This is a genomic window from Paenibacillus sp. J2TS4, from assembly GCF_018403245.1.
Taxonomy (GTDB): Bacteria; Bacillota; Bacilli; order Paenibacillales; family NBRC-103111; genus Paenibacillus_L.
Genome location: NZ_BOSH01000001.1, coordinates 503,628 through 527,406, shown reverse-complemented (window position 1 = coordinate 527,406; position 23,779 = coordinate 503,628). Strand labels below are relative to the sequence as shown.

Annotated in this window: 18 protein-coding genes; 3 read left to right on the top strand and 15 right to left on the bottom strand. The window is 49.2% G+C overall.

Annotation, left to right across the window (positions count from 1 at the left end; translation table 11 throughout):
- Nucleotides 1-103: 103 nt before the first annotated feature.
- From KJS69_RS02380 to KJS69_RS02370, 3 genes are all read right to left on the bottom strand, one after another.
- Nucleotides 104-724, bottom strand: a complete 621-nt coding sequence (locus KJS69_RS02380; protein WP_213581397.1) for a hypothetical protein — start codon at nucleotides 722-724, stop codon at nucleotides 104-106.
- A 14-nt stretch (nucleotides 725-738) separates the two neighbouring features.
- On the bottom strand, nucleotides 739-2,109 hold the full coding sequence (locus KJS69_RS02375; protein WP_213581396.1) for a DEAD/DEAH box helicase: 1,371 nt from the start codon (nucleotides 2,107-2,109) through the stop codon (nucleotides 739-741).
- A 203-nt stretch (nucleotides 2,110-2,312) separates the two neighbouring features.
- A complete protein-coding gene (locus KJS69_RS02370) occupies nucleotides 2,313-4,136 on the bottom strand; it encodes an FAD-dependent oxidoreductase (RefSeq protein WP_213581395.1) in 1,824 nt (607 codons plus the stop codon).
- Between the two features lie 166 nt (nucleotides 4,137-4,302).
- On the opposite strand from KJS69_RS02370, the gene KJS69_RS02365 reads away from it, so the two are divergent.
- A complete protein-coding gene (locus KJS69_RS02365; protein WP_213581394.1) occupies nucleotides 4,303-5,121 on the top strand; it encodes a helix-turn-helix domain-containing protein in 819 nt (272 codons plus the stop codon).
- Between the two features lie 156 nt (nucleotides 5,122-5,277).
- A complete protein-coding gene (locus KJS69_RS02360; protein ID WP_213581393.1) occupies nucleotides 5,278-5,817 on the top strand; it encodes a hypothetical protein in 540 nt (179 codons plus the stop codon).
- Between the two features lie 367 nt (nucleotides 5,818-6,184).
- Here the strand turns inward: KJS69_RS02360 and KJS69_RS02355 are convergent, their stop codons facing one another.
- From KJS69_RS02355 to KJS69_RS02320, 8 genes are all read right to left on the bottom strand, one after another.
- Nucleotides 6,185-6,997: a DUF4367 domain-containing protein gene (locus tag KJS69_RS02355; RefSeq protein WP_213581392.1), complete on the bottom strand. Its 813-nt coding sequence runs from the start codon at nucleotides 6,995-6,997 to the stop codon at nucleotides 6,185-6,187.
- Nucleotides 6,994-7,566: an RNA polymerase sigma factor gene (locus tag KJS69_RS02350; protein WP_213581391.1), complete on the bottom strand. Its 573-nt coding sequence runs from the start codon at nucleotides 7,564-7,566 to the stop codon at nucleotides 6,994-6,996. Before KJS69_RS02350 ends, KJS69_RS02355 begins: the two co-directional genes overlap by 4 nt.
- Nucleotides 7,567-7,923: 357 nt before the next feature.
- On the bottom strand, nucleotides 7,924-8,883 hold the full coding sequence (locus tag KJS69_RS02345) for an alpha/beta hydrolase family protein (protein ID WP_374706598.1): 960 nt from the start codon (nucleotides 8,881-8,883) through the stop codon (nucleotides 7,924-7,926).
- Nucleotides 8,884-8,985: 102 nt separating this feature from the next.
- A complete protein-coding gene (locus tag KJS69_RS02340; RefSeq protein ID WP_213581390.1) occupies nucleotides 8,986-9,768 on the bottom strand; it encodes an SDR family NAD(P)-dependent oxidoreductase in 783 nt (260 codons plus the stop codon).
- A gap of 188 nt (nucleotides 9,769-9,956) precedes the next feature.
- A complete protein-coding gene (locus tag KJS69_RS02335) occupies nucleotides 9,957-10,415 on the bottom strand; it encodes a chemotaxis protein CheX (RefSeq protein ID WP_213581389.1) in 459 nt (152 codons plus the stop codon).
- Nucleotides 10,416-10,686: 271 nt separating this feature from the next.
- Complete coding sequence (locus KJS69_RS02330) at nucleotides 10,687-11,169, bottom strand: small multi-drug export protein (RefSeq protein ID WP_213581388.1); 483 nt, start codon at nucleotides 11,167-11,169, stop codon at nucleotides 10,687-10,689.
- A 202-nt stretch (nucleotides 11,170-11,371) separates the two neighbouring features.
- Nucleotides 11,372-12,151 (bottom strand): phosphorylase family protein, encoded by a 780-nt coding sequence (locus KJS69_RS02325; protein ID WP_213581387.1) that lies wholly within the window; start codon nucleotides 12,149-12,151, stop codon nucleotides 11,372-11,374.
- A gap of 221 nt (nucleotides 12,152-12,372) precedes the next feature.
- Entirely contained in the window at nucleotides 12,373-13,761 is a 1,389-nt protein-coding gene (locus KJS69_RS02320) for a family 4 glycosyl hydrolase (protein ID WP_213581829.1), read from the bottom strand.
- 214 nt (nucleotides 13,762-13,975) lie between these two features.
- Here KJS69_RS02320 and KJS69_RS02315 point away from each other — a divergent pair, with 214 nt between their 5' ends.
- Nucleotides 13,976-14,842, top strand: a complete 867-nt coding sequence (locus KJS69_RS02315; RefSeq protein ID WP_213581386.1) for a helix-turn-helix transcriptional regulator — start codon at nucleotides 13,976-13,978, stop codon at nucleotides 14,840-14,842.
- A 34-nt stretch (nucleotides 14,843-14,876) separates the two neighbouring features.
- Here the strand turns inward: KJS69_RS02315 and KJS69_RS02310 are convergent, their stop codons facing one another.
- The 4 genes from KJS69_RS02310 to KJS69_RS02295 form a co-directional block, all read right to left on the bottom strand.
- Complete coding sequence (locus tag KJS69_RS02310; RefSeq protein WP_213581385.1) at nucleotides 14,877-17,138, bottom strand: helix-turn-helix domain-containing protein; 2,262 nt, start codon at nucleotides 17,136-17,138, stop codon at nucleotides 14,877-14,879.
- Between the two features lie 218 nt (nucleotides 17,139-17,356).
- Entirely contained in the window at nucleotides 17,357-20,494 is a 3,138-nt protein-coding gene (locus tag KJS69_RS02305; protein WP_213581384.1) for a DUF4838 domain-containing protein, read from the bottom strand.
- 105 nt (nucleotides 20,495-20,599) lie between these two features.
- Complete coding sequence (locus tag KJS69_RS02300; RefSeq protein WP_213581383.1) at nucleotides 20,600-22,036, bottom strand: M81 family metallopeptidase; 1,437 nt, start codon at nucleotides 22,034-22,036, stop codon at nucleotides 20,600-20,602.
- A gap of 192 nt (nucleotides 22,037-22,228) precedes the next feature.
- Complete coding sequence (locus KJS69_RS02295; protein ID WP_213581382.1) at nucleotides 22,229-23,773, bottom strand: extracellular solute-binding protein; 1,545 nt, start codon at nucleotides 23,771-23,773, stop codon at nucleotides 22,229-22,231.
- Nucleotides 23,774-23,779: the final 6 nt, after the last annotated feature.

Genomic DNA, 23,779 nt, shown 5'->3' with positions numbered 1-23,779 from the left:
GAAGAGATGTTAAGGTCAGGCCAAGACCGATAGCGCATCATAATAAAACGGACAACCCCGGGGAACAAAGATTCCGAAAGGGTTGTCCGTTATTTAGTTGATTCTATGGGAATTCCTTCTCCCACTTCCGCAATAAATCGTCCAGCAGCTCCTCCACCCGGTCGGGGTCTATCGTCCATTCAATCTGGACGCCGTTGGGATGAAAATCAATTCTGGAAAGATCGACAAACGACGGGAGCTGCTCGTCCAGGCGAAGGCGATACTGCCGCTTGTCCAACAAAGCGTTGGGAATCGGCAGTTTTTTTACTTTCACCTGCTCCAGTTCGATATACAGCTCGGGGCTCTGCCATTCGATTCGTACGTCTGCCGTCGCCGCAAAGCGGAGCCTTTCTTTATAACGCAAATTGAATTCACCCACGAAGCCTTGTTCGACCGGTTGGATATCCACCCCCTCTATTTGAAGGTCGGGAGGTAGAGGGAGTGGATGTTCAAGGATCGCTTTTTTGACCAGGCTATTGATTTCCTCTTTGCTTAATTGAAAGGAAAGCTGTCGGCTGCGAATCATCTGCTCGACCTTATCTCTAATGGATACCGGTCCGTACGCAAGATCCAATGGCTTATCCGGCTTCACATATAACCATAAGGCGGCCGCCAGTATAACCACTAATCCCAAAATCAGCAACAGGAGCTTAAATAGTCTTTTTGTTAGTTTGGCTAGTTTCATAAGGCGGCCTTCCTTTACTGCTTTTTAGCCTTCAGCCATTTGGGGGCGCCTTTATTTTTACGATCGCGCATCCGGTCCGCCTTAGCCTTCTTCGGAGATGGCGGCGAAGCGGAAACGGCGGCAGATTCCTGAACCCGTCTTGGCTTGATCGGCCGCTTCATGAGCTCTGTGTCATCCGGCTTCTCGTTGAGGCTTGAAATGACGGCCTCTTCCTTCTTGCGTACCGACCGCCGGCTTTTCTTCTCTCCGCCGTCAATGATGACCCCTTCATACATATCCTTATGGACAAGAGGCTCTCCTATCGCTTTGGAAAATTTCTCAATGATGAAAAGCTCGCCGACGGTCGTCAGGGAAACCACCGTCCCTCTGCGCCCCATCCGGCCCGTACGGCCGGCTCGATGGACATAATGATCCGGGTCGACGGGAAGCTGGAGGTTGAAAATATGGGACACCTCTGGAAAGTCAAGACCGCGGGCCGCGACATCGGTCGCCAGCAGAAGCTGAAATTTGCCTTCTCTGAACCGTTTGATCGTCCGTGCTCTTTCTTGCTTGCCGGAATCTCCGTATAGGGCCTCCACGGACAAGCCAACGTATTGCAGCTTCGCGACCACCTCAGCCACTTTATCCGTATCGTTGATGAATACGATCGCCGATTTCGGATGATAGAGCCGCACTAATCGGCGCAGGGTATCGATCTTATTCCGTTCCTCGCTAATAAAATAAATATGCTCCAGCGAGGAAGGCACCGCTTGCCCCGGATCGATCCGTAGACGCGCCACCGGGTCCTTCATCAGCCGCTCGGCCCAATTCAACAATTCGGCAGGGACCGTAGCTGTGAAGAACACCAGCTGCCGTTCCCGCAGCGCGCTCTTAATGATCGCCTCCGCTTCATTGCTCTCTCCCAGCCGGAAGACTTCATCCGCCTCATCTACAACAATTGTTCTGACATGATGCATCGATACCTTCTTCAGCTTGATCAATTCAAGCACCCTTCCGGGTGTTCCCACGACGATCTGCGGATGAAGCTTGAGCTTATCGATTTGCCGCTGAATGGAGGCTCCTCCGATTAACGATTGGGCTGTAATCCCGGTTTCTCCGGTTAATTGTTCAATCACTTCGAGAACCTGCATGCCCAGTTCCCGGGTAGGCGTCAGGAGGACCGCCTGCAGATGCTTGGAGGTGCGGTCGATAGTTTCCAATACCGGGAGTACATAAGCAAGCGTCTTTCCAGTCCCAGTCTGAGATTGGGCTATCACATCCTGACCTTCAAGGACAGCCGGAATAGCCTCAGCCTGAATAGGAGTCGGTGTAACGATATTCATGGCGTTCAGCTTTTTGATCCAATCACTTCCGAGCGGTAATGTTTCGAAACTTGCTGCTTGCATGCCATTCCTCTTTTCCACAGTTTATTCTTTGACAAGCATACCACGGACGAAATTTATAAGCTTTTGTTAAATATTATAGAAGATTACGGGCGACTATTCCAATCTTAATCAGAATTGAAGGAAAGGGACCGTCACCTGAAAGGCAACAGTCCCTGCTATGACAGCATCGAGCTATCCCGGGTTATTCAATCTTATCGTATGGGCTATTGGCATCGTACTTCCACTATTCGAGCATGGTCCAGCCCGTTCGTCGACTGGATCCGGATCCTTAGCCGGGTTACACTCTGAAGCTGGACAGGGAAATCCAATTGACGCTGGTAGTTATTCTCGACATGCATGACTTCTTCCCAGCGCCCGCTCCTCTCCGCTTCAATCGTAAACGATTTGAGCGTTTCCGGCTGGGCGCTCCACTTCATTCTGCGGCGAAAGCCATTCTCGTGCGTCAGCGTAAGCTGGCGATGCAGGCCGGTATCGAGAACGAGGGTGATCTGCGCAAGATCGGCAGGCTCCCGCCAGCTCAGACTCAGCCAAGGTTCACGGTCGGACGGTTCGGCCATCCAGCGGTGCGTGCCGGGCGTCGTCAGCTCCGGTCTGACCCCTCCAGCGCCGTGCACTGTGCGCGTATAGCCGTCCACCACGTGGCGCGCCTCCCCGCCGGGCTGTTCAGAGGAAGCAGTAATCTCGGCCTGCGCCGCCAGGTTTGGATCTTCCAGCATCTTGCCGGGAAGAAAGACGCCCTGACGCATAAGCTGCTGCTGCGCCTCATGAATGACCGCTTCGTTCTGCCAAGCCTCCTGCAGCGTGATGCCGCGTCGTATCGCCGTGGCGGCGAACGTCCCCGCTCCCTCCCCCATGACGGCGCAGGTCGCCATAACCCGCGTGCTGGAGAAGGCAATGTGCGTAGCCGAAATATTCCGTCCGGCAAACATCAGATTGCCGACGTTCCGGCTGATCAGCGAGCGCACGGGGATGCCGTACATATATGGCGTCATCGGTTGGTGGCACGGATTCTCCTCCTTCGCATCAATTCCCCGGGGGGGATGCGTATCCATCGACCAGCCTCCGTAAGCGATAACATCTTCAAAATCGACCGCCTGCTCCAAATCGTTCTGGGTTAGGACATGTTGGCCGATGAAACGGCGGGATTCCCGCTTGCCGGGCAGGAAGCCGAACCAGTCGAGCGCCCAGGTCTCCGACTCCGGATGGTGGCCGCTGTTTTTAATATGATCCCAGACCCCCATCATAATAGCCAGAAGCTCGTCGCGAATTTCTTCATTGTCCTTGATCGTATCGCGCGTTCCTCCATATTCGACCCACCAGTATCCGTATTCCCACGAGCTGTGATTGCGGAATTTTAAATCCTCCTCAGTAAACCTGCGCGCCCAGGACGGCGGAGTGAACGGCATGGATTTCCCCAGATCGCGGGTCGTGAACAACAAGGACGAGCCCAGCCGGTAGCTGTCGCGGTTCGCGGCAGCACCAGATTCGCCATACTCGTCAGCAGCTTCCCTGCCCGTAGTGAACAGCGCCCCGGCTTCTGCGCCGAGACGGCCGTCCCCCGTACAGTCGATAAACACTTCGGCGGTCAGGTCGAACCGCTCTTCCGTGCTTTCGCGGTTGGCCTGGGCAGATACAATCCGCTCTCCATCCATCGTCACCCCTACCAAAGAAGTGTTTAGGAGCAGCTGCAAATTAGGCTCCGCCCGGCACTTTTCGTATAAAATCAAATCCAGCATATTGGCGCTGCTCTGAGGATTGCGGACAGCACATTCGAGGCGGATTTCTTCCAGAATGCCTGTTTCCCTCGCTTCCGTCTCCATTTCTTTGCCTCGCGGACAAGCTCCTAACACATGCATGCGGATTTCCGAGGAAGCATTACCTCCTAGCACAGGGCGATCCTGGCATAAGATGACTTTCGCCCCGTTCCTTGCTGCCGATATGGCAGCGAGGACGCCCGCCATTCCTCCGCCTGCCACTACGATGTCGGCTTTCAAAGATTTGCTGCTGCGCAGCTTCGATGTGGACATAACGATTCCTTCTTTCCTGTTGTCTATTATGGATTTGTCTTTATTTTCAATCCTAAAGGGATCGCTGTTCATTTTTAATGCACTATTTTATACTACATGTTATACATTATTTCAGCAGATGGAAGAGTCGCACAGACTTTTCCCGGCCAAGGAGGAGGGCCATCCGATGCAGCAAATATGGCAGTTCACACCTGTGCTTCATACCCACGTATATTGGAATAGGAAAGCAGAGTTTCTATATGAGACGGATACGTACAACCAATGGTGCTTATTCGTTGTTGAAAACGGCTCCTTTGCCTATGGGATCGGAGAAAGTAAAGGAGAGGCATCCTCTGGCAGCCTCGTCTTCTGTCCGCCGAACGTGCCTTTTCAGCGAAGAACCATCACGCCGCTGTCGTTTCACATGTTTATGTTTAATTGGGCTTGGGCGGACCCCGCTTTCGAAGAGAGCCCCGCCGGGATGAAGCTGGAATTCCTTCTCGCGGGGAAAGTCGCCATCCGGGACATAAACCGATTGAAATCCATCTGTGCTTATTTACGTTCCTTGCCAATTACAGCGGAGCCGTCTGTCCGTTTTTGGAAAAACCATCTGCTGGGCGATTGCTGGCTGATGTATTGCGCCGAACAGCATCCCGCGCTGCTTCCGACCGGCAAGGCAACGGAGGACCCGCTTATGGACCAAGCTGCGCTGATGATCCGGCAGAAGGCGCTCGGGCCTTTGAATCTGGGGACGATATCCGCTTCGCTAGGATTAACTCCGGTGCAGTTTTCGCGGAAATTTCACGCAGCCTATCAGACGACCCCTGTGGACTATCTCATTTCGATTCGCTTGAATCAAGCTTGCGCCTTGCTGCGGGAGAGCGATTTGACGCTCGACGAGATTGCGGAACGATGCGGCTATCAGAACGGATACTATATTAGCCGGTTGTTTACTCAAAAGCTCAATATGACGCCATCCGAATTTCGCAGAACGAACCGGGTTTGACTGTAGGCCTCTGGTAGATAAAAAGTGAGTGATAGTTTAGGAGATTTCACAAATTGTTCACAATTATTTCATAGATTTGGAGAAACTTCCCATATGGTAAAAGCGTCCAATATATGTAAGATATACAAAAAAATATATTTATGGGAGGTATTTTGAATGAACCGAAATCGCATGTTCAAACCATCTTTTCTGCTCACTGTTGCCCTTATTCTCTGCTTTGCCTTCTCTACAGCTGCCAGCGCACAATCGGAAGCTCTCTATCCGAATGGAGCCAAAACTCCTCCGCCCCCGGAATCCGACATGCATCACGGGACTGTATTCATCCGGGATTTCGAGATGGGTTTGGGGGGAATCGGAACTTACAAGTTTGAACCTTGGCATAAGTACCTCGACTATGGAGACCTGACAATCACGGATAGAGGAAACGGAAGTATTGGCTTCTCCGGCAGCACCTTTGCCACGCAAATAGTAAGTACGATCGCAATCAAGCTAACCCTGCAAATGTGGACCGGCCAGGACTGGATTGATTTAAAGGAAAACGAGTTTAAAGCGAATAACGATGTCACCGTATATGGAGCCGACTCCCGTACCAGCACATCCGGCTATTACTACCGCGTGAAGGGCTATCATTGGGTGATTCAGGGAACAGATTTTGAAAGTGGCTACAGTTATTCCAAGACTATTCTGCTTCAGTAGGGCAGTTTTCAGCTTTGATAGAGCAAGGTCGGAAATGATGATTTCCGACCTTGCTCTTCTTTATCATGTATTATATAAATGGCACTAAAGAAAGCGATCATTCCGTTCCGAAGGAAAGTGCCTCCGAAGCTTCAAACATCTAAACTATTTCCCCAAAAAGTGAAGATAGGCTTCGAAGTGATTCCAGGTACTTTTCGGGGACCCCAACCAAACCTAGCTCCTTATTTACTGGATGGGCCTTCGGATGGTAGGAATACAAAGCCAAAACTCGCCCTGGAAGCATCTTTCTTTCTCCACTCCATGATCTATAAATTCTTTAGTGCCGTGTATATAGTGTACAGCACGCAAAGAGAATGCAAAGACGAAGTTATTTCAAGCTTTCAGCGATTTTGATCATATCTTCAACGCTCATAGAACCGGTGATTTTAATTAGGGTATCATTACCGGCCAGAAGTAAATAATGACTCACGCTGCCCTGAATCAATGCGCCTTTGAAGCCATTAATCGTTATATCCTTAACCTGGTCATTGTCGTCATACACCGTCGATAAGCTCGTATTTAACTCCAGATGGCTCTGGGTTACCAGATAAAAGCTTCCTTCTTCATTCATATAGTACATGACCGTATCCAACGCGGTTCCGTTCTGATCCAGGGAAAGCTTCACCGAATCCAGTTTATATCCAGCTATTACATACTGCGGTTCCAACAATGGCACAGCGGATCTTTGCCTCGCTTCTTCCAAGGTCGTCTTGAGCGTATTCGTAACTCTCGGTCCATCGGCATCGGAATTGTCGCTTCCCACTGCATGAGGAGAAGGGGATATATCATCCAGAGGCGGCGGGGAAGTTCTCGCCTCCGTTTGTTTCTCCAACCCGCTCTCTCCATAGAAGAACGAAAGCATATTTCCGGTCAATTGCTTAAACATTAAACCTATAGGCTCGAAAGCATTCGTCATCTGGGGTGACCCGAATATAAAGGCTCCGATTATTAAAGAAGCCGCAATGGCTGATACCCTAATCCGCCAGCTTCTTCTCACTCTCTTCCTCTTCTCGGCCTTCAGTCTTTCCCTCACCTTCTCCCAAGAGGGGGCAGGATCCGGCACTTCACAGCGATAGTTCTCCCGTACCGCATCTTCGAAGACCGAATCCAGCAGCCGATCCCATTCTTCCTCATTCTTCATCGGTTTCCCCACTCCTCCTTCAATTTATTTTTGACTGCTTCCCGCGCACGAAATAATTTCTGCCGTATACTGCCTTCTGTTAAACCCAATACGTCAGCCATCTCTTTATAAGACAGATTATAGATCCATCTCATCTCCATAATTTGCCGATATTCAGGCTTCAATTGATCCAAATAGCGGGAAATGGCCTCCTTCATCATCTTAATCTCCACTTCTTTCTCTACAGAAAGCCCAATTTCGTTCGAGGAAACCTCCTTATATAAAAAGACATCATCAGAAAGCAATTCATCACGCTGCCGACTCCATTTTCTTAAAAAACTTATCGCAAAATTTTTTGTCAGCGTTTTCAACCAGCCGGCCAGCTTCTCCGGCTCTTCAATTTGCTTCGCTCTTTCTATCGCTCTCATAAAGGCGTCTTGTATAATATCCTCCGCCGCTCCGTGATCTCTGATGATAGCATAAACCATCGGATAGACCAGCATATAATATTCCCGATATACTTCTTGCTGGAGCGACTCAGTCAAGGAATAGAAATCGGCGGTATATAAAAGGATTAAGTGCCTAGGCATAACGTTCCCCCACTGTGCGACCGCATCCGTATAGATCGTCTATATTTTACAAAAACAAACATTTGTTTCATATTCCTTAGCCGTTGGAAGTTCCACTCTTCCATCCAATTTGAAAGCTGGGGCGAGGTGAAAATCCGCTGCCTCGGACCCCATTGATCTCCGCAAAATAGGATAGGAAATAGAATGTAGGTTATCTCTTCTTGATCTGGAAATTTTCAGGAAGGGAACAAGGCTTCCATAAGCGCCCGCTCATTTGAAGGTAAGGCAGGGTGGCAAATCGAAGGCGCCTTTGGACACGCTTCATATTACATGAGGACGGTTCAACGGCTAAAACGATAAAACTATCTAAGCTTGAACTTATTTACTACTCTGCGTTAATTTTCTCTGAATCCATAGATGAATCGTCATCATCGTTTGTTCATCTTCTACTTTGGGGAAGCGATGGCCCAGCCCTTCCCGTATCAGCAAGCTATGTTCCTTTCCTGCCGCCTGCAAGGCCCGGGCCAACCGATACGCATGCTCAGGGCTAACATGATCATCCTCGCTTCCATGGATAATCAAAATCGGTGAATTCACCTGCTCTGCCCACTCTACCGGTGATCTATCGATGTATTTATCCGGCTCCTTGCGCGGATGGCCCACGACCCGTTTGAGCATCCGCCGCAGGTCGACTCTTTCTTCATATGTAAGCCTCAGGTCGCTTACCCCGCTCCATACTACAACAGGTCCTATCCCGGTACATTTCTTGGCAGCCAACAGCGCCATGACCGCTCCGCGGGAGAAGCCGATGACCGATATCGGATCGCTTGTCGTTTCGTTAAGCGAACGCAGCAGAGTAAGAGCGCTGAAGACATCCTGTCGATCCGCCCCGCCGAACTCGTCTCTTCCCTCTCCGCCTTCATTCCCGCGATAGAATGGAGCAAATACGACGTAGCCCAGCTTGGCAAGCGCCATCGCCCGGGAAAGCTGGACCATCCCGACACGCCCGATCCCTCCGCGACAGTACAGAAGTCCCGGCAGGGGAAGCCCTTGTTCAGGCAGGATGAGGTACCCCTTAACGAGCAATCCCTGACTCGCATAAGTGACCTTATAAGCGGTCATCCAACGCGTCGATCTCTCCAGACGCTCCTTCTGCACAATGCAGCCGTCCGGATAGCTGTGTGAAGTAAGGCCGGCCCCTTGGCCTGCAAGCCCTGTTTCACCTAATCCTTTAGCCTGACAACCTTCGCCTCTATATTTTTTCTGCTCCGGCTTCTTCTCTCCTTGGCCCGATCCCGATAAGCCCTTCTCTATATCCTTAAACCTGTCGCTCGTCATGATTCCTCCTGAAGTTGGTAGTTGGTTTCTTGGATCGTTCCTTTAACCAGAGCAGAAGTCCAACGGTCATATATTGCACCAGACCTGATGATACCGCAACTATTATTTTTTATTCATGATTCTGCCAAACAACCGATCCGCCAGTCTGGGAAATAACTGGTATATTTTGCTGCCGGCTCCAGCGATAAAAGGAAGATCCACCTCTGCTTTTTTGCGGAGAATGACCCGGATGATCGCCTCGACGACTTGCTCAGGCTTGAGCATAAACCACGATATATTGTTCACATATTGCCCACTTGGATCCGCACGGTCAAAGAATGGGGTGTCGATAGGCCCTGGATTCACTGCCGAAATCGTGATCCCGGCACCTGCCAGCTCTTGCCGAAGACAGTTAGTGAACCCAAGCACGGCATGCTTGGTCGCAGAATAGCCGCTTGATTTGGCCGAGCCTACCTTTCCTGCCATCGAAGCTATATTCACAATCTGTCCACTGCCCCGTTGGAGCATATGGGGGAGCACTTCTTTCGTGCACCTTACCATTCCTAAGTAATTAACATTCATCATATCTTCAATAGTATCCAAAGAGGCATCCTCAAGCCGTTCAAACTGTCCGTATCCGGCGTTGTTAACGAGTACGTCGCATTGTCCATGCTTGTGCAGAATCGATTGAAACGCGCGTTGAACCTGATCGGAGTCGCGGACATCGACCAGCATCCACTCATGCTCCCCCTTAATATTTCGCGATAATTGGCGCAGCTTGTCTTCCGAACGCGCCAGCATGATTGGATAAGCTCCCCTAGCGGCTAAGTTTTGGGAAAGCAGCGCACCGATCCCGCTGGAAGCCCCTGTAATGACTATGATTTGGCCGGCAAATGATTTCGACATAAACATCCCTCGCAATGATCGGTTGAATGCAGCAACAATAAACGGTAAGCCCCTATTCCATAGTCTAACAAAACAGGTAGATGAATACAAAGCAAAATAGAAGGCCCGAAGGCCTCCTCTCATCTGCATTATCTATTTACAAACAATTATTTTGGTAAGCTGGCGCTACAAAGTCAGGTCCTTATCCCTTAAGCGACGACAACCTGAATGTCCAACTCACCGATCCCATCCATCATTAAAGGGACAGACAAGGCTCTTTTAGGAGTCCAAATCTTGGTGCTCGCCGGTAAAATAATCTGAGGTGGAGTAATATCTACCGTTAAACCTTGATTAAATAGAAGGGTGCTGGCGTTTCCGCTAATCATATTCCCCAACTCCGAAATGGCGCTGCGGCCGATATCATCCAACTCTGTCAGGACAAAACCGCCCATCATAGCCGATACGAGCTTCAAGGCAACTCCCTCATGCAAGCCAAACATAACATCTCCGTCCATCTGTCCTGTCAATCCGATCTGAATCCATACATAATTATCCAGCATGACCATTTCCTTAACCCCATGCTGACCTATCATAGGACGAACTTGAATTAGTTGTTCTAATACTGAAGCAGCAGATTCCAAAAAAGAATTTATATATTCCGCCTTCATTCCTACAGCACCCCTTCGATTCATAATACTAAAGAATCATAAATTTGGCCGACTTTTCCAATCAAGAGTATTATAAACCAAAGCTGTAGAATTAGTAACCCATTTTTCCTACTTTTACATAAGTTTGTTTATTTTTATGAACTTTTTGACCCAGGACCTTTTTCTTAATTGTAAAAGTTTGAGGTAAACATATAGTCTGAAGTTCGTAAAAAAATAACCCGCACCTGGCGGGAAAAGATTGAGCTCATTATTCAAAAATGAGGAGACCGGTTTAGCCTCGAAAAAAATCGATGAAGAACAGCCCGTAAACCGTTCCGTAGGCAAGCAGCACGGTCCAAATCGCCAAACTGATCGTCATCCAGATCAGCACGGACTTCTTCGGCGATCCGAAGGATAGTGCCAGAATTGTAGCAATGTCCGTTCCGACGATTGCCGGTGCAAGCAGGGCGAGTCCAGGCATGCCGAAGCGATCCCAAATCCGCTTGGCTCTCGAGCGTTTGCGTGAATGCATCTGCTCCTCCACCGTCGTTCCTCTTCGCTTCGCTCTCCATTCCGTCCATTTTTGAAATAAGAACGTAATGAGAATTAATGGAATAAAATTCCCGGCGAAACCAAGCAAAGCTACCGGAACGGGAGACAAGCCAGCTATGATGCCAAGCGGAACAACCAGGAAGACCTCCAGCCATGGGGCCGCCGCCAACAAAAAAACAAGCACATAGCCCCAGATTTCATTAACCCCGCTAAACCAATCCATTATCCAACATCCCTTTCATCTATAGGAAACCATGCCATCTTATCTATCGTTCCTATACTCATTGTAAAGGGTTAGATCGCCTAATGGAACCTCCCGTCACTAAAAAGACTATGAGAGCTGATCACCCCAGCCATCATCGCAACAGATCCGGGAAGGGTGAGAGAGTAGGATGGTTTGGGCCGTCGTCATCCAATAGACACGCTCAGCCCATTTCCGCCAAACGCTGGGCCAGCCCTAATGCGATTTGTGATGTAGCCTCAGCCATGCCGATTAGATCGACATGCCAGTCATGCCATTTCTCCCGGACGAGACAATCACTCACATGGCCGAGCCATACGCTCCGGACACCGCATGCGGCAGCAGCCGCATAGAGCGGGCCGGTCTCCATATTCACCACGTCCGCTCCTTTTTGAAGGCACGCCTCCACCCATTCGTCGGTCTCCCGGTACAACGCATCTGCCGTAACGGCCACCGCTTCCCGGAGGGGGAAGCCAAGTGCACCTGCCGCTTCTTTAGCCAATCGAATCAGCTCGGGAGAACCTGTAAGCAGCTTCTCAGCGTCAGACCTATACGCTCGACTGGTGCCGTCGCCGGCCATTGCCGAATTCGCGACTAGCTGCTCCCCCTGCGCGATAGATTGGCGAATGGAACCTGCCGCTCCATATCCAATTATATATCGGACGCCAAGCTCAGCCAGTTCTTCTACGAGGATGGCCGCCTGGGGACCTCCCCACTGACAACGAGTAACAATTCCAATCGGTTCACCGGCGACAGCAGCTTCATAAACAAAAGGCGACCCTTCATGTTCTTCCATGCCATACAGCACTTTATAACCAACGGGAGCGGCTTTAAAGCCTTGAACCAGCACTTGGGAGCCTCTATAATCACGAAAGCATAACACAGCAGTCTTCCATCGGGGCCGCGGAAAATGGTTAAAACGATTTTTCATAACCTGCTCTGGAGTAATATATCGATAAGACATAGGATCACTCCCCTGACTTTTTATACATTATAATACATTTTTATACAAAATGAACAGCTCTAACTATAGCGAGAGGATACTCTATTTAGAAGCCCTCACCCGCCTCTCGCGAAAAAAATCGAAATTACCCCATCTCATATAAAGAACCCCAACTCCTGTTAAGCCCATGCTGTTAGGAGCGAGGTTCTTTATTGGCGGACGGGCTTCCGTTTTACGTTGCTCTATTCATACCAGCAGGCAGGCAGGACGTCCCTCTCCTGCTCCAGCAGTTCCTTGATAATCGCATCCGCATCCGCGATGGAATTAACCAGCGGATCTGTCATCATCGCCCGGCGCAGCTTCGTAAAACTTCGTTCGACAACCGCCTCTGCGGTAAGCTCATGAACATCAAGCACCAGTTCCTGCATGCCGCGAATGCCCCGCGGCATCTCGCCTACCGGACGCGGCTTTACACCCTCCAAACTAATATCGCACAATAGCTCCAGGAAGGAATCATCGTTCATATTGGTCACTGCCCCCCGGTTCGTCGTGTTAATATAATACGGCTTGCCCAACCCGCCAACCATATTCTCGATAATGTCCGTAGCATGATCGGGGCCGAACGCCCGCATATAGCCTGCAATCGGGAGACGTCCTTCTATATAATCGTCCACCTGCTTCCACATCTCGTCATGCCGCTTGTAGCGTTCTTCGGTCTCCCAGATGGAAAGCGGCGGAATGGCATCCGCAGTGCGTCCGATTCCTTGCCAATAGCGCACATACTCTTTGGTATGCGCTACACAGGTGGGCACATACCCGAAAATTTGGTACAATTCATAGCCGATCGCATCATTGAAGGCAGCCTTCGCCCCGGTGTCTCCTCCGTCGGTCCCTGTTTCTGCCCGCAGTCTCATGGACTCTGCAATCCGCGGTACAATGTCCCTGCCCTCGAACTCCGCTTTCAGCAGCCAGGTGAAGTGATTGACTCCGGCAACACGGAAGTCGAACTGCTCCGCCATCTCCGGCGTATAGTCCTCCTTGCGATCAATAATGCCAGCGCGCATAAAATAATTTCGTTTCACATGCGGCATATGGAGTCCGTCACACAGCGCAAAGCTTTTGATATCAGGCGCATATCTGCTGAGAGCAATACCGTGAACGGCCGAAGGATTAATATAGTTGATGACCCATGCTTGCGGACAGATCACGCGAATATCTTCCATGCATGCCATAATTTCAGGCAGTTCGCGCATAGCGCGAAAAATGCCGCCAGGACCGATCGTATCACCGGAGCACATCCGAATGCCATACTTCTCGGATACCGTGCAGTCAATCCCGCGGTATTTTACCGTATTCCTCGCAAAGCTAAGCACCACGAAGTCGGCACCTCTCAACACCTCTTTACGGTCCGTCGAACCTTCTATTTTCAGCCGTACCCCCGTCACTTGCACAACACTTCTGGCCAAGCGCATTAACTTCTCCAATCTGATTTCATCGGTATCCACCAATGCAAGCGTCCCGCTATTCAAATAAGCGGACTGCACCATTTGCCAAATGGACTGCCGTCCAAAAAACAAACTTCCCGCTCCCAATACGACAACTTTCGGGTCCTTCAATGCCACCTTGTTCATCCTGTCGATCGCCTCCATATCCTGAAATCCGGAACGGTCAGGCTTCCCTGCCAACCGGACCTCTCATTTATTCTTCATTATAAAGATCCGGAAACGGTTTAGAATGGAACAAGGTTGGAGAGTGATGTCATATAGTACGATTTATCTAACATCTAAATCCTTTATGATATAATACTTTTAAACATATATGTCTGAAAGTATTGGAGTGAATAAGGTGACATCCAAAGGATGCAGCGAAAATAAAGGGTATGGGGAAAGACACATGCGAATTCTGGACGAGTTGTCAGAGCATGTCATGCTGCGCATTAACTCCTCCATGTATACTGAGCATAATTCCTCCTGGATAGAGAAACGCGCGCATCATGATTACGACTTGTGGATTGTACAGTCCGGCACCATCTCTATTCAGATGCAAGGCGTAACAGGAATTGCACAAGCGGGAGATCTTATTTTCTTCTCGCCGCATATTCCCTATATGGCCACCACAGAGAACGGCTGTTCATTTTATTATTGTCATTTTGACTTTGCCGTCGGCAATCATTCCCGGGTTCTTGACGAGTTTAATTTGCCTTGTGTTATTTCCGGTTCAGAGATTAAGGATGGACTGCAATGGATCAATCACGCATTGGATGCCTATCGTGCCAAAGAACCGATGTCCGCCATTCGTCTCAAAGGATGTCTGACCCTGTTGCTCACCCAAATTATTCAAAATTCCGGAAAAAAGGCCGCGTCCCTCCAGCAAATGACCAAACCATCTCCGCAGGAAAGCAGAAAGCTGGATGTACTGCAGCCTGTATTCAGCTATATTCACCAGCACATTCACCGGCCCCTGGCCATTCGGGAGCTTGCGGAAATCGCCCGGATGTCCGAGAAATACTTTATTACGTTCTTCAAAAAAACAGTAGGCATCACTCCCGGCCAATATTTGCATCAGCACCGTATGAACCGGGCCCGGGATTACTTGTACCAGCAAAAATACACCGTGAAAGAAATTGCGGGCCTGCTAGGCTACCCTGATCCTTACACATTCTCCAAAGCCTTCAAAAAACATTATCACGTTCCGCCATCCAAATTCATTTAAACGTAAAGGTTATTGCCGACCATCTCTTGATCCATTATTTCCCGCCGTCGGTTATCTTGACTTGACGCCAATAATTTTCCCGGTATTGTCCTGGAGTCATCCCGTCGATTTTGCGGAAAGAACGAATGAAGTTCGCCGAACTGTTGTATTTCAACTTCTTCGCAATATCGGAAATTTTCATGTCCGTGTCCACAAGCCATTTCTTCGCCATTTTCATCCGATAATCCAGCAAATATTCGGTGAAACTTATCCCCGTATCTTTGCGAAATACTTTGGTTATATAATTGGGGCTGAAATTCATTCGGCCGGCGCATAGCTCCAGAGTCAAGTCGGTATCGTATTCCCTCTCGATCATGCCGATGATTTCCTCTGAAATATTCCGATATTGCGACTGTCTCCGCTGTTCCAGCATCTGAACAATCGGCAGGATGATCGAATGCTTCAGCCAGCTTTCAATCTCATCAGCCGTCCGCAGCTGAAGCAAATCGTTGATCAACGATTGCTCCCCCTGGAACATATTATGAATCGGCACCCCTACATCCTGGACGATGCGAAGCAATTCCATTAACATGCGGACGAGAAACATCCGGTACTCCTGGTCGGTTAAACGAAGAGAGAAGATGCTGTCGATATATTGCCTTAACAGCTCGTCTATCCGGACATCATCCGTTACCTTAATGGCATCCACCAGCTTCTGCTCCAACTCCATTGGATAACTTAGCTGCGGATTGTGCTCCGGTTGCACTTCTTCGAGGAACAGGATGGACTCTTCGCCTAAATTCATTCTGTATTTCAAGGCTTCGAGCGCTTCTTTATAAGCAATGCTAACCGCTTTCAAACTGCAATAACTTCGACTGACACCTATGCTTACCTTAAGCCCCAAATATTTTTTCACTTCCTGTTGAATATTCAACACGGTCTTGTCAACCATTTTTTTGAAAAGGCTCTTATTTTCCGAATTATCCCCGATTACAGTTACTTGCGATTGATCCAAAACAATGGGAAGCAGGCGTTGATCCGCGGGCACCAGCTCTGTTACCATATTGTTGACAGCGAACATAAGCAAGTCGCGATCTTTTTCGAGAAACTTCGAATCTTTGAACGAATCGATTTGCAGCGTAAGCACACAAAGCCTTTTCCACGAAAAGGCATGTCCAAACCTATTGAATTTTTCTTGAATTTCATTCGTGTCAAACTCGTTCTGAACCAGCTTCAGCATAAAATACTCCTGCAAATGCCGCGACTGCCCCTGCAGCTGCTGAAACAACTGCGACTGCTTGCTGATGAGCCCGTGAAAACGGTCTCCGATCAATTCGAGCTCGTCTCTGCGCGCTTCTTGATGAACCGCATGAGGATCACCGACAACACTCTGGTACAGCCGCTGGATGGGCGAATACATTTTTTTCGATCCCATGTATGAAATTGCAAAAGCCAGAAGAAGTATTCCACCGCAAAGATAGATCGTGAACCAGCCGATTTCCCTGGATTGTCTTGTAATATCATGGATTGAAGTCACGGAAAGATATGTCCAGCCGTTGTATGCTGACTTGCGGTAGGTAACTCCTTTTCTCTGTTCTTGATAATATCCTTCATCGGAAGCCAGGAGGGAGACATCGGTGCCATACGATAAACCGGAAAAAATCGCCCCGATTAGAGAACGATCCTGACCAGCCATAATGCGCCCGTCTAAATCCAATATCATCACCGAGCTTAAAGTTCGATTGTCACCGATTTGCCTCTCCAATTCGTAGACAGGTATCGTCAGGATCAGAAGTCCGGATGGATTTGGAGAATAGACCGGGATTTTTTTTACCAATTTCACTTCATTATCGAAATTCATCCAAAAAGACGGTTGGGACGACTGCAGATAGCCGGCCATTGGCTCCGGTAACTCTGAAAATCTGGACAAACCGTTATTGTCGATCATCCATAACTTATTCAAGTTAACGAACTGAATCTCACGTACGCCAAGTTCAAACGTCTGCATCTGGTTCATCAACAAGATCAACTCATTGATTATGTCCATATCCCTGGCTCTTAAATCCATAGACAATGCTTCCATAACCAAGGGGACGTTCATGTACTGAAAGGCCGAATAATCGGCCATTCTCAGCATCTGCTCCACTTTGGACTGCATTTGCATCAGTATTTGATTGTTGCTTTCCTGAACATTTTTCTGGATCGTACCTGACACTTTAGAGTAAGAAAATATCCCCAGAAAAATAACGGGGAATGTTCCGATGAACAAGGTGAAGACAAGTAATTTAAGTAGAAATTTGGGGTGAGGAGATTTCATCTTGAACCCCCTTGCCGTGTTACGATGCCACTTGCAAACTTTCTTCGAGATTACCATTAACTTATCAAATAATGACGGTTTCCGTCTACATTTAGTTTCGCCTTTAATGTCGCAGCTTGCCTTCCCCTCTCAGTAAGAGGAAGGCAAGCATTACAATGCGCATCCGGTAACCATCTTTAACGAATCTGCGCCAGACTAATCCCCCGAGTAACTGCTGGCTAGTACGTTACGGTACTGTTCGGAACGATGTCGTCGACCACCTGTCCAATCGCAAAATCGTCAAGATAGATAACGTCATTTCCGGCAAAGTTCTTCAAAATAACAAGGCATTGAATACTCGTAATCGTGGAATTGCCGACCTTGTCGGGGATTTCTACTTCATACTCAAGCTTTGCCCAATTTCCCTGCATCGGTTTCGCCAATATGCGGTCAGAACTGATGGTTTTGACGATTTTGTTGTTGTCATCCCGCAAGTTGACCGAAATTTGCACATCTCCAGTCGTATCGCTGCCAGGTGCCGTGTAGTAATGAACCGACATCAGATAACGACCTGCATCAAGCTGCATTTGCTGATAAGGTCCTCCGCCCAGCACACCTTTGGCCTGCAGCGAATAATCTCCCGTCCTCGCGATATCTTTCGTGCGCCGCAGCTCTCCTCCCTCGACTGTAAAATTGTACTTCCATGGCGGAGCTTTAACTGCATTGCCCGCCTCAAACGAGAAGTTCCGCAAATCATGATTCGTGTTCAACCTGTACAATTCGACATCGTCGATATATACCTCTTGTTGACCGCCGAACTCGAATAATCGAACGGTCAACTCCACACTGGTCACGGGTTTGCCGTTGACGATGGACGGGATTTCCTCCATCATCTCGACTAGAGACCATCTTCCTGACGTTGGAGCAGCCTGTTTCTGCAGCGACGTATAAGTAGACAATACATTATTTTGACTGTCGCGCGCTTTCATAACCAACTGCACGGTGCCGTTTGTCGCTTGCCCTTCCGGAGTATAATAATGGGCGACTGCCGCATAACGACCCGGTTCCGTAATCGGAATGACCTGCTGCGGGCCTCCCCACATAATGCCTTTCGCACGGATCGCATAAGATCCGGAATAGGTGTAATTCTGCGAACGTTCCATCACTTTATCCGGTGCATTCGACGGATCGTTCGTCCAATACGACCAGAAATTGGCCACTCCTCCATCACCCGACTCGAAAGAACGGTTCTGAATTTCCGACACTTTATGCTCGGCAAGCGCAGCCAGAACTTGCATATAATAACCGAGATTCGTTTCCGTCCTTTGCGCCATTTGACTAACGCGCTGCACAACCTGGCTATCTGCGGTTTGCTCGCCAAGCCATTCGGCTAGCGCCAAGAAACTGCTGCCGGTGATACCCGACCACTTATAGCTGAGGGCGGAATCGGATAAACGAAGAAGCGGGATGACACTAAATTCGTCTACCATATTAACACGGTCCTCCGCCAACTGGATCTGCTGTACCACATCATCCAGCAGCATATTCCCTTCCATTTCGTTTGTAGGAAGCGGAACGATTTTTTCCCGTGGATAACTTAAGGCGGACGCTTCATAATATTCGAATGCCTGTAACAACACATTGGCGCGGGCTTTCTGTTTGTCCGTCTGAGCTTTTGCTACAACGGATTCAAGCAGTCTGCGGCACTCTGCCATATCCTCTTCTGTCACCGCGTTTAAATAAGTGCTGTCGTTATAACGCATATAATTCGTCCGCGGAAATGCGCTGGACCAATTAGTATACCATTGGCTGCTGAAAATGCGATTGCTCCAAAATTCGTTCCAGAAGTCGTAATAGGCCTCCAAATCCTCAGCCGCCGCCGGCCCTACTGCCCGCTCGTACCATTCTTTTAGCAGCGCATTTTCATCCTGATTCGGGTTCCACTGCAGTTTGGCCGATAGCCACGCCTTGGGCCCTTCACCCCAGTTTGCCGAAAGCTCGGCGAAATGCGCCTTTACCCCCTGCTCATAAGAGTAGCGATAATTGTCCGCCATCAGGTTAAAGAAAGTCCTCGGCAGCATATACGGATTTCCCCACAAGTATTCGTAGAAACCCAGGGACGGCGCCGCCGCGCGCCAACGTTCGGTGATGTCCTTGCCCTGTGTCTCGAAGCTCGGGTCACCCCATGACATTCGATCCTCCGTAATATATACGATGACACGGGGGTGGACGGTTACCGTTGCAGGCGGTTCATACACATAGGAATAAGCATAAACGCCAAAATATTTGTCGGGATGCGTCTGCAATACGCCCTCTACAACCTGATTGACCCAATCGAAGTAAATTTCGGACATATTCAATGTGCCGTTCGTATTCAATTGGCCCGGATAATGAGGATTAAGGGGATCCGCTTCGCAAAAACCGCCCGTGTCGTTAACGCCAAGCGAATACGAAGTCGCTTCGGGATGCTGGTCAAAATAATTGTTTATATTTTTGATGGCTTCCTCAACAATTCCCGGCGCCTTGAAGCACGGATTCCATCCGGAACTTTTGTTGACATTCGAGTTGCCCGGCGGGTAGAAATCCGGATGTGTGTCCTTGTATTTGTCGTACGGAAACAGATTGCTCATGTTATGTGCAAATTCATATCGGCCCTTCAGCCGATTATGGCGAACCCAATCGGGATAATATTTATCCATAAACCACCAATCGAACTGACGCGATAAAAATGCCGGTTCCTGCTTTATCGTTTCAAGAGGAACGAATAAATCAGAGCTTTGCGGGACATCTTCGCCATCCGGACCGGGCATGAGCCAGCGTACTCCTACATAACGCTCCAAAAACTCATATACCCCATATTCCGTTCCCCAGGACGACGGCCCGATGATGGAAGTGCTATTTTCATCGGACAAAATGACAAACCCGTCGTCATCCATACCCTGCAGCATGTTTGGTATGGCTGGATCTTCGGCATTGGCCGCCATGCCGACATAAATCGTTGCGTCGTTATCATGCTGGCTGCCGGATGCTGCCCATTCTGCGGCCGTCTTTACCGTCAGCGCCGCGCCTGTCGCCTTTTTTACATACTCGGCAAGCGTTTCTGCGGCAGCTTTGACCTGGACGTTATTGTCGTCCGGTATTACAATTAACGCATGACTTTGGCCGTTTTCAACAATCTTAAGCAACGGTGAGTCCTCCATCCGCATTGGCGATGGTACCGATACCGATAGCGGAGCCTGCGTCGTGCCAATCTCGGAAAAGTCCTCTGTTACGGTACTGGCTAATACCGATCCGCCGAAAACTCCACCAATGGACAAAAAGACGAGATATAAGACCATTACTGCTGAAACACGCCACCCGGCAGCTTTATTATGCATACGATCCCTCCTATAAGTTAAATCGATTGCATACCTGTACCCAGCAAATCCGTTTTAACTGCCATCCCATCGATTTCGACAATCCATCCGTAGTTTCATTTTGCTTCATTCACAGAGTGCCTTTTTGTACGTAAATTGCTCCAAATTAAAGCTGCAGCATCCCGGCGTGTCTACCTGAATTTCTTTTTTGGCGATCGAACCGAATGAGGTTTTCCAGGCAACGGCCGATTTCACGACAATAATCTTATAACGCTCCGGATCAATGCCGACGGACAGTACATGACCGATATCGTAAGGCGGGACTCTGTTTTCTGTAATCATAACCGTGAGCGATCCGGCTTCAACAACGACCGTGCGTCCCATATTCGACCATCTGCCGGTTGCAAACGGCCCGACATTTTGGAACTTGCCCTGCGATATTCCCCTGATCGTACCTTCAATCCATACCGGTTGACCGCTCAGAGCCCCCGATCTGCCGCCAATTTCTCCACAATATAATGCTCCCTCCGCAAGCTGACTTGCTTCCCGCGCGGCTTGTTCGTCATGGATGACAATTAAGCTTTTAACCGAAAGCGGCAGTAAATGGATTAAAATATGCGTTGCATCACCCGGCGCCCCGCCTCCAACATTGTCTGAGCCTTCTATGAGAACGACCGGCCCCGACTCGCAGGCGGCAGCCTCCATCACCGCTTGCTCTGCGGAAACACCCGTCACCAACATATTTCCCATGCTCTTCCGTGCCAGTTCGCCAAGCTCGTTCGCAAGCTCTTGTGCCAATCGCTCATCCCGGTCTGTTGTAACAAGGAACGACATTCCGGCATCGGGCACATCGCTGTAGGGAAATCCGCCGCATACGGTAACATTCAATACCCCCGGGAGTAGTTCCATGGCAAACGCTCTATCCATCATATCTTTCATCATTCCTTCCGATGTCAGCATCGCCTGTGGAGCGACCAGTAACCGGGTATGCGACAGCGCTTTCGCCGGAATGATTTCTCCGCGAATGTTACGGGAGAGCAGTTCAACGGCCTCAACGGCGCGTTCGTACATATCAACATGCGGATAGGTATCGAACCCGACAATAAAATCGGATAATTGCACCATTTGCAAACTCATATTGGCATGCAGGTCTACGGTAATCGCAATAGGAAGAGCCGAACCCACTTTTTTCCGAATCCGCGAAAGCAGTTCCCCTTCCATATCCTCATAGGTTTCCGATACCATCGCGCCGTGTAAAATCACAATTAAACCGTCGAGTTCAGGCTCGATGGAAGCGACGATAAGGTCCATCATTTTTTCCGCCGCAGCTGAAACAATACCGCCGGGAACGGCAGCCGTGTACAATCCGGCAACAAGTTCCAACCGATTACTCCTCGCCCCGTCAATGATTCCGCCCATAGAGGTGCGGGTATTTTCATAACGTTCATGAAAGGCCTGACTGGACTCAGTCCAATCCAACCTCTGAAAATCCGCTATTTCCGTCATTCCGGGAGCAAAACAGTTTGTTTCGTGAAACATTCCGACGACGCCGATTCTATTCATCCCTTCCAACTCCTAAGTCTTGATAGCCATCCATTAAATTGAAAACTGAATCATTTGGTGCTGTCTGTTGTGCTTCAAGCGCTTGAAGCACAACAGACGCTCCGGCCATTCTCCACGTTCCATTGCCTGCCACATAGACTCTTCCGCAAGCACATTCACAAATGAGGCCTGTTTCACCTCCTTTCTCCGCCCTCATTTCCGCATGCGAAGCGTCTTTTGATACTCTTCGGTATATTCTTCGCTAATTTTGTCGCCGCCTTTTTCCCGCCATTCTGCAATAGACTTGGCATATCCGGCTTCGTCCAACTCGCCCATGATGAATTTGACTCTTGCGTCGCTCAGCAATTTTTCCAGTTCGGCGCCAATTTCTGCTTCGGTTTGCGATACGAACGGTTGAGCCGCATTGGAAATGCCGTTCTTCTCGTTCTCTTTCCAAAGCTTTCTGACGGTCGCCATTAACGGATTTTCCGCTGGCAACCCCGTATCGACCGGAGCAACCTTGAGCTGAGTCAACTGGTCAACTTGCTCTGCATACAAATTTTGATCGGTAAATAAGGGCTGCCCGTTCTCCGTCTTATAGTGCATCCCCTCCACGCCAAATGCTCCGAGCTTGATCACTTCCGGATCAAGCGCTTTATCGAAGTAAGCCAAAACTTGCTTCAGTTCCTCTACCGTCTTCACGCTGCTTTTCGGAAACATGAAGACGCCGGCAAAACCGGGCAGAGCATTCGATTTAGGTCCGGCAGGACCATTGAACGCCATCGCTACATCGACTTTGGCATTCGGATTCAACTTATACAAGTCATCATGTTTATTGGCCCCGTCATCAATGACGGCAAAATACATGCCTGCTTTCCCTTGATTGAACCCTTCATATAGCTTGATACCTTTCAACGCAGCGAAATCCTGATTGATCAGTTTCTCCTCATACATCTTGCGGAATAGTTTCAAAGTCTCCATATGTTCTTTTGTCATGACTTCATTCGTGATTTTGCCGTCCTGGATGCCCCATTGATTATACCCGCCCATAGAAGTTTGGATGATGCGCATCGTATCGTTAACGCTTCCAATCATGTTCAACCCGTACGTATCATTCTTGCCGCTCTTATTCGGATCGTTCAATGTAAAGGCTTTCGCCATATTGTACAGATCGTCTATAGTTTCAGGCGGCTGCAAACCGACATTTTCCAGCCAATCCTTGCGGTAGACGACGCCGAAGCGAACGAATGGACGAGCGCGGTAAATCCCGTATATTTTCCCGTCCACAGCCATATTGGCAGCAATCGTATCATTCCAGTATTTTGATAAATTAGGAAATTCCTCGATGTAGGGTCCTACTTCCCAAAATGCGCCTGAACGAACGGCATTAATGATAGACGGGTGTTTGTTCTCCAAAACAACCATGGCTTGCGGAACTGTACCGGAAGCGATCGATACGTTTACTTTGTCATTGTAAGTTGCCGATGGAACGAAAGTGACCTGCAGTTTCGTATTCGTAAGCTCCTGCAAAGCCTTAAATGCCGGATTGGAATCGTCCGTCACGGGAGGCTGCGACGAGTAGAGAGGCGCCATGATGCTCAATTGAAAGAACTCTGCAGGTGAGGAAGATGTTATAAGTCCGGAAGCCCCGGGGCTTGGATTCTCATTTTGACCGCATCCCGCAAACACTGTGGCGACTAAAATGGTTGTAAACAAAAGAGCCGTTCCTTTCCGCAAAATGTTGTTTTTTTGGTTCATACTAAC

What these genes read in the sequence shown, in the direction of transcription:
- KJS69_RS02350 (WP_213581391.1), bottom strand. Translation starts at nt 7,566, where the DNA reads ATGCCTAGGCACTTAATCCTTTTATATACCGCCGATTTCTATTCCTTG.
- KJS69_RS02325 (WP_213581387.1), bottom strand. Translation starts at nt 12,151, where the DNA reads ATGTCTTATCGATATATTACTCCAGAGCAGGTTATGAAAAATCGTTTT.
- KJS69_RS02305 (WP_213581384.1), bottom strand. Translation starts at nt 20,494, where the DNA reads ATGCATAATAAAGCTGCCGGGTGGCGTGTTTCAGCAGTAATGGTCTTA.
- KJS69_RS02295 (WP_213581382.1), bottom strand. Translation starts at nt 23,773, where the DNA reads ATGAACCAAAAAAACAACATTTTGCGGAAAGGAACGGCTCTTTTGTTT.
- KJS69_RS02360 (WP_213581393.1), top strand. Translation starts at nt 5,278, where the DNA reads ATGAACCGAAATCGCATGTTCAAACCATCTTTTCTGCTCACTGTTGCC.
- KJS69_RS02365 (WP_213581394.1), top strand. Translation starts at nt 4,303, where the DNA reads ATGCAGCAAATATGGCAGTTCACACCTGTGCTTCATACCCACGTATAT.
- KJS69_RS02345 (WP_374706598.1), bottom strand. Translation starts at nt 8,883, where the DNA reads ATGACGAGCGACAGGTTTAAGGATATAGAGAAGGGCTTATCGGGATCG.
- KJS69_RS02310 (WP_213581385.1), bottom strand. Translation starts at nt 17,138, where the DNA reads ATGAAATCTCCTCACCCCAAATTTCTACTTAAATTACTTGTCTTCACC.
- KJS69_RS02320 (WP_213581829.1), bottom strand. Translation starts at nt 13,761, where the DNA reads ATGAACAAGGTGGCATTGAAGGACCCGAAAGTTGTCGTATTGGGAGCG.
- KJS69_RS02300 (WP_213581383.1), bottom strand. Translation starts at nt 22,036, where the DNA reads ATGAATAGAATCGGCGTCGTCGGAATGTTTCACGAAACAAACTGTTTT.
- KJS69_RS02340 (WP_213581390.1), bottom strand. Translation starts at nt 9,768, where the DNA reads ATGTCGAAATCATTTGCCGGCCAAATCATAGTCATTACAGGGGCTTCC.
- KJS69_RS02370 (WP_213581395.1), bottom strand. Translation starts at nt 4,136, where the DNA reads ATGTCCACATCGAAGCTGCGCAGCAGCAAATCTTTGAAAGCCGACATC.
- KJS69_RS02375 (WP_213581396.1), bottom strand. Translation starts at nt 2,109, where the DNA reads ATGCAAGCAGCAAGTTTCGAAACATTACCGCTCGGAAGTGATTGGATC.
- KJS69_RS02355 (WP_213581392.1), bottom strand. Translation starts at nt 6,997, where the DNA reads ATGAAGAATGAGGAAGAATGGGATCGGCTGCTGGATTCGGTCTTCGAA.
- KJS69_RS02330 (WP_213581388.1), bottom strand. Translation starts at nt 11,169, where the DNA reads ATGGATTGGTTTAGCGGGGTTAATGAAATCTGGGGCTATGTGCTTGTT.
- KJS69_RS02335 (WP_213581389.1), bottom strand. Translation starts at nt 10,415, where the DNA reads ATGAAGGCGGAATATATAAATTCTTTTTTGGAATCTGCTGCTTCAGTA.
- KJS69_RS02380 (WP_213581397.1), bottom strand. Translation starts at nt 724, where the DNA reads ATGAAACTAGCCAAACTAACAAAAAGACTATTTAAGCTCCTGTTGCTG.